The sequence below is a fragment of the Chamaesiphon sp. OTE_20_metabat_361 genome (genome assembly GCF_031364565.1).
Window position 1 is genome coordinate 1 of sequence record NZ_JANLWO010000868.1, and the last position, 5,464, is coordinate 5,464.

6 protein-coding genes and 1 pseudogene are annotated in these 5,464 nt (G+C 45.5%); 3 read left to right on the forward strand and 4 right to left on the reverse strand.

All coding sequences use genetic code 11. The features are described 5' to 3' along the window. Positions 1-92 (forward strand): annotated as a pseudogene (locus RMO35_RS24355) (allophycocyanin subunit beta); the annotation flags it as partial. Positions 93-393: 301 nt separating this feature from the next. Continuing rightward, a complete protein-coding gene (locus RMO35_RS24360) occupies positions 394-597 on the forward strand; it encodes a phycobilisome linker polypeptide (protein WP_309745206.1) in 204 nt (67 codons plus the stop codon). 326 nt (positions 598-923) lie between these two features. Here the strand turns inward: RMO35_RS24360 and RMO35_RS24365 are convergent, their stop codons facing one another. Next, positions 924-1,460, reverse strand: a complete 537-nt coding sequence (locus tag RMO35_RS24365; protein ID WP_309745208.1) for a hypothetical protein — start codon at positions 1,458-1,460, stop codon at positions 924-926. Positions 1,461-1,730: 270 nt separating this feature from the next. On the opposite strand from RMO35_RS24365, the gene RMO35_RS24370 reads away from it, so the two are divergent. After that, a complete protein-coding gene (locus RMO35_RS24370; protein ID WP_309745210.1) occupies positions 1,731-2,951 on the forward strand; it encodes an esterase-like activity of phytase family protein in 1,221 nt (406 codons plus the stop codon). A 176-nt stretch (positions 2,952-3,127) separates the two neighbouring features. On the opposite strand, the gene RMO35_RS24375 is transcribed toward RMO35_RS24370, so the two are convergent. The 3 genes from RMO35_RS24375 to rpaB all read right to left on the reverse strand — a co-directional run bounded on the left by RMO35_RS24375 (position 3,128) and on the right by rpaB (position 5,404). After that, positions 3,128-3,484: an AbrB family transcriptional regulator gene (locus tag RMO35_RS24375; RefSeq protein ID WP_309745216.1), complete on the reverse strand. Its 357-nt coding sequence runs from the start codon at positions 3,482-3,484 to the stop codon at positions 3,128-3,130. 247 nt (positions 3,485-3,731) lie between these two features. After that, entirely contained in the window at positions 3,732-4,412 is a 681-nt protein-coding gene (locus tag RMO35_RS24380; RefSeq protein WP_309745212.1) for a cofactor assembly of complex C subunit B, read from the reverse strand. A 263-nt stretch (positions 4,413-4,675) separates the two neighbouring features. Then, a complete protein-coding gene (gene rpaB, locus RMO35_RS24385) occupies positions 4,676-5,404 on the reverse strand; it encodes a response regulator transcription factor RpaB (RefSeq protein ID WP_309745214.1) in 729 nt (242 codons plus the stop codon). Positions 5,405-5,464: the final 60 nt, after the last annotated feature.

A 5,464-nucleotide genomic window follows, 5' to 3' on the forward strand; every position in this document is an offset into this window, starting at 1 on the left:
CCATCAAAGAAGTAACCGCTAGTTTAGTTGGTGCTGATGCTGGTAAAGAAATGGGTGTTTACTTAGACTACATCTGTTCTGGCTTGAGCTAGTCGATCGGTTTTTTTAACCAGACAACGCAGATGAAGTAATCGAGTCTGGGAAGTCCGATGTAAGTGTTAGATCTTCAACAGCTTATCTATGACTAGATGAGTTTTGACGACCTAGGATGGACATCTGACTCTCAGACTTTGAAGTTTTTGGAGCGCGCATCGTTCGCGTAGCGTCTCGTAGAGAATCGGTAAATTATTGTGACTCGACAGCACTTGCCAATGGTGACTAGATCTGAGAGTTACCAAACAGTGCAAAATTAGGATAGTTTATTCAAAATATAGCCATAGGAGCACCATTATTATGCGGATGTTCAAAGTCACCGCTTGCGTTCCCAGTCAAACACGCATCCGAACTCAGCGCGAACTGCAAAATACTTATTTCACAAAATTAGTCCCTTACGATAGCTGGTTCCGCGAGCAACAGCGGATTATGAAAATGGGCGGTAAAATCATCAAAGTCGAATTAGCTACTGGTAAACAAGGTGCTAGCACTGGTTTACTCTAAGGATTAGTTCGATAACACTACCGTTTGGATTGAGGGATCGAGCGCAGCTTAATCGCAAACATACCTACGGATATTTATTGGCGATTGAGATTTGTGTTAGTCTACTCAATCAAACAAAAGAGGTTAGAAATAACCTCTTTTGTCATTTGGATCTCAAGCTTGGAGCGTGATTTATGGCAACCGCCAAGGCGATTAGGAGATCTCAACCCTTAATGCAATACCCCCGACTTCTCCAAGAAGCGGCTCGCGTTTGTCGGGTTTCCCGACGGATTAGCGAGACAAGACAGTCGGGGGTATGTCCGAAGCTGGCTGGACGGTTGCTATAGCTAGACAATTAACCGCGACATAGCTTGAGCGATCGAGTTTTTTTGCTCCTCATCATAACCCCAGCGAGTCAAAAAGTCAGTATAGGCACCAGCGCCAGCCCGGATCGTACCTACCAATTCTCGGCACATTTCCTGAATCTGAGGTAGATTCAATTGTTGGATAATTTTGGTCGTCCGTGCTGCTACGGTGGCAGAAGATGCCGCCATTTCCCGATCGTCTCGCCGCTGATGGTAGAGTTGTTGAGCGGTAGACATGGCAACGTTTTTGACAAGTAAATCGGCAGCAACATCTGGATTTGCTTGCAATGCGGCAATAATTTCCGGCTGGGGTTCGTCACAAATGGGATCTTTGGCAGTCAGATAAGTTACAAAAAATCCTCTAGCACCATTGGCTGTCTGTACTAATGCCGCTACAAAATCTTGGATTTGACTGGCTGTTAGCTCATTTTTTTTAAGCTGCGTCAAGAAAGTTTGAGTCAGGTCGATCGCTTCGTCAAATTTGACATTAGCTGGCACAGACAAAGTAGATGAAGACATAAATAAGTTAATCGAGCGTCGAGCGTTAATAGTTGTCAGCAAATTTAGATCGTGACGAAATCTGAGCGGGTGTCTGAAAAATCCAATTGCTTCGTTTTGAGTGGGTAAATCCCCCTTTCTAAGGCTTGCTCGGGGGGATTCTGATGGTTTGCGGGTGTGAAGTTGTCGCGATTGCCTACGGCAGGCTACGCCAACGAAAGTCACGACCGAGATCGCAGGTAACTTACAATGAGAAATACCCACTCACAGATATTATTACTCAAAATAGTTATGACTTTAAATAAAAGTCCAGATCCTCGGCGCAAAAAAATAGGCGGTTGGATTTTGGCCAGTACTGTCTCTGCGGGTGCATTACTATGTGTCATCGGAATCATGATTTTCCTGACCTCTTGTAGTGCTGTTTCGAGCGAAGCTGCTAGCAGTAGGATTTTTAACAAACTGTCGCTCGAGTATATCGGTGAGTACATTATCCCCGACAATTTTCAGTATAAACAGACTACTGTGGGTGGGTTATCGGGACTAACTTACGATCGGCAGCGCGATATTTTTTATGCAGTTTCTGACGATCGCAGTGACATCGCACCAGCTAGATTTTATACGCTCAAACTCGATCTCGACACTAAAAATGCTCGCGTCAAACTAAATAAAGTAGATATCGTCGATGTAACGCTGCTCAAGCAAGCAAATGGGGAAACTTATCTCAAAGGGCAAATTGATACCGAAACAATTGCCTTGACACCCCAATCCTCTGTATTTATCTCTAGTGAGGGAAATCGGGGCAAAGATATTCCGCCATTTATTAACGAATTCGACCTCAAAACAGGTAAAGCCAAACAAGCCTTACCCATTCCCGAGCGTTATCTCCCGGATACAGAAAGTAAGCGGGGAATCCAAAATAATCTGGGGTTTGAAGGGATGACACTCAGCCCGACAGGGACATTGCCAGCTAGCGGCGAACCTTTACGGCTGTTCGCCACTACCGAATCATCCTTGATGCAGGATAAATTTGTCTCTAAAGTGGGTGAAGATGGCAAAATTCCTGGTGCTAAAAATCGGTGGTTGCATTATCTACTGAGCAATCGACCCGAAATTATTAGCGAACATCTCTATCAATTAGATCCGCCCCCATTAGGCGCACTCGAACACGGCTTATCGGAAATTCAATCGATCGATACTAGCGGTCATTTTCTTACCTTGGAGCGATCCTTTGGCTTGTTTGGCTTCCGCGTCAAATTATTTCAAGCGAGTATGGCAGGTGCTACCGATACCAGCAAGATTGCCAGCTTCAAAGACAATAACACTATTCAACCCATCAAAAAACAGCTTGCCTTCGACCTCAAAAAATTGGACATGCGCCTAGACAATCTCGAAGGGATGGCACTAGGCTCGCGCTTGCCCGACGGCAGTCAAACACTACTGCTCGTAAGCGATAATAACTTTACTAACAAGCAAATTACTCAGCTTTTACTGTTTAAATTTAAGCAAGGTTAGGTGTAAATTCGCCATCCAATCGGGTCGAGCCGCACCATAATCTGCCCGCGATCGGCAAATATCGCAGAGATTTGGTGTCAGTTAGGAACCAAACCTCTGCACTTAATTTGCGATCGATTGCTCTACCCAAGCGCATCGCGCCACTCGTCAGTCGTTTGGGTAAAGCACCAGCCGATTTAATTATCTTGAATTAAATGGATGTGTTTGTAGCCGAGCTTGATCGTAAAGACATCGCCCTCTTTTAAACCCATGCCTTTGGTATAAGCAGAGCCAATTAACAACTGACCATTTTTGTGCACGGTAGCTTTATAAGTAGCAACTTTACCGCGACTGTCTCTACTAGTTTCATCGAGCTTGACACCTTTAGCAGCGAGCACAGCATCATAAAAGCCCGAGAGATCGGTACGCACGCCGCCGGAAGCAGAAGTTTTTATGTAGCCACATTCCTTAGCTGTTTCGCGCTTAGCAAGATGTGCTAGCTCCTTAACTTTTTGGAGCAGAGCCTTACCAGTGAGCGGCGTTGCGGTAGAAATGACGTCAGTTGATGCCTCAGTTTTTGCAGCTACTTTTGCAGATTTATCTGCTTTGGCGGCTGGCGGAGCTGTCTTGGTAGCAGTACTTTTAGGAGCTTTGGGAGCAGATTCTACTTTAGTTTTAGCCACGATCGTAATTAGCAGGATGTTAATTTCATTATGCACTTAATAACTGCCATAATTACTATTTGTGCTAAAAATATTTTGCTAATCGATCGTTTTAGGTAGCTCAAAAAGCTCGAATCCTTCAGATTTTGTCATTTGGGTTTATCAAATTGCCATCGATCGCGGATCTGGTAGCGAGGCTATTTGCTAATTTATCGGCAATTCCCTCGATCCAAGCTTCATCTTGCTTGGTATAACTACGGGGAGCATTGGCACCCAAAATCATTACTCCATCTGTACCTAATGGCTGACAAATGATGCCTTGGGTGTTGACAGGTAAATAGTTGAATTCAATTCTTCCTGGGTAGACTTTTGTATCTACTAGATAAATAGCTTTTTGTTTGGCTAAAACTCGATCGAGGATCGCCCCGGGTGTAACTGTCGCGATTGGTGCCAAAATCCCCCGTCTGAGCAAAACTTGCCCGCGATAATAAACGACGATCGATCGCGTCACTGTATTCGTCAGTAGTAGGTGTGAAGCCCATGCTAATTCGGTTTTGAGTGCATCCGGTAACGTGGGTAATAGTTCAAATCCCTCTGTCCCCGATAGCACAGTGCTATCGGGTTTTCTAGGCTGAACTTGCTGCCACAACAACCCCGTTAAAATTAGTACTGCTGTCAAAACTACACCCACGGCATCCGATCGCGCCTGAGAGTCGGTCAATGCTGGCGTCAGTAACCGATTTAACATTAACAAAGTCCCGGCAATGCTACCTGCGGCGATCGGCAGGAGTCGGACGATCCGACCGTTATCTTCTTTCATAGCTATCTACACTCTCCGCAGCACTCTCAACTAAATTTTTGATTTGGGTAGTTCAAATAGACTAGAATAACAGGGTGGAGTCACATCAAAATGCTGGTGGCATAACTCACCAGCATTTTGCGCTTATCGCATCCACGTCGAATTGTTTAGAACCTAGCTGGTGGCATCCTCCATTTGGTCTTGTAGAATGGTTCACAACCTAGATGGTGGGCATTGCCCACCCTACTGGCTCTACATTTGGTCTAAAGCCTAAAGCCTAAAGCCTAAAGTTCATCAGGCTCGATAATCCGTTGAAACAAATAACCCGTACCTCTAGCGGTGAGAATCAGTTCGGGATTGCTAGGATCTTCTTCCAATTTAGCGCGGAGCCGCGAAATATGAACGTCCACGACTCTAGTATCGACGTGACGTTCGGGAGTATAGCCCCACACCTCTTGGAGAATTTCCGATCGGGAGAAAGCCTCGCCCGATCGACTCACGAGTAGTTCGAGGAGACTAAACTCCATCCCGGTGAGCCGAATCCGTTCGTCGGACTTATAAACTTGGCGCTTATTAGTATCGATCTTGATGGTGGCAATCTGGATCACTCCAGAACTGGGAATGCCATTGAGTCCATTTTTATCAACCCGCCGCAATACCGAACGAATTCGGGCTTCGAGTTCTTTGGGAGAAAAGGGCTTGACTACATAGTCATCTGCACCCAACTCTAGTCCCGTGATGCGATCGGCGACATCGCCCAATGCCGTCAACATGATAATGGGGACATCAGATTCTTTGCGTAGCTCCTGACATACCCCGTAGCCATCGAGCTTGGGCATCATCACGTCCAGCACGACCAAATCGGGGCAGGTTTCGCGAAAAGTTTCGAGGGCTTCTTCCCCATCTGCCGCTGTAACTACATCATAGCCAATCATGGAGAGGCGAGTTTCTAAAATGCGACGGATGCTAGCCTCATCATCAACGACCAGAATAGTTTCCTTATGATTTTCCAAGCTTATCAAAGCTCCTATCGTATAGTGGTAATTTTTTTAACGTTAACTTTTAACATCCTA

Excerpts from the sequence above, each read along its gene's own strand:
- RMO35_RS24360 (WP_309745206.1), top strand. The coding sequence starts at position 394 with ATGCGGATGTTCAAAGTCACCGCTTGCGTTCCCAGTCAAACACGCATC.
- RMO35_RS24365 (WP_309745208.1), bottom strand. The coding sequence starts at position 1,460 with ATGTCTTCATCTACTTTGTCTGTGCCAGCTAATGTCAAATTTGACGAA.
- RMO35_RS24370 (WP_309745210.1), top strand. The coding sequence starts at position 1,731 with ATGACTTTAAATAAAAGTCCAGATCCTCGGCGCAAAAAAATAGGCGGT.
- RMO35_RS24380 (WP_309745212.1), bottom strand. The coding sequence starts at position 4,412 with ATGAAAGAAGATAACGGTCGGATCGTCCGACTCCTGCCGATCGCCGCA.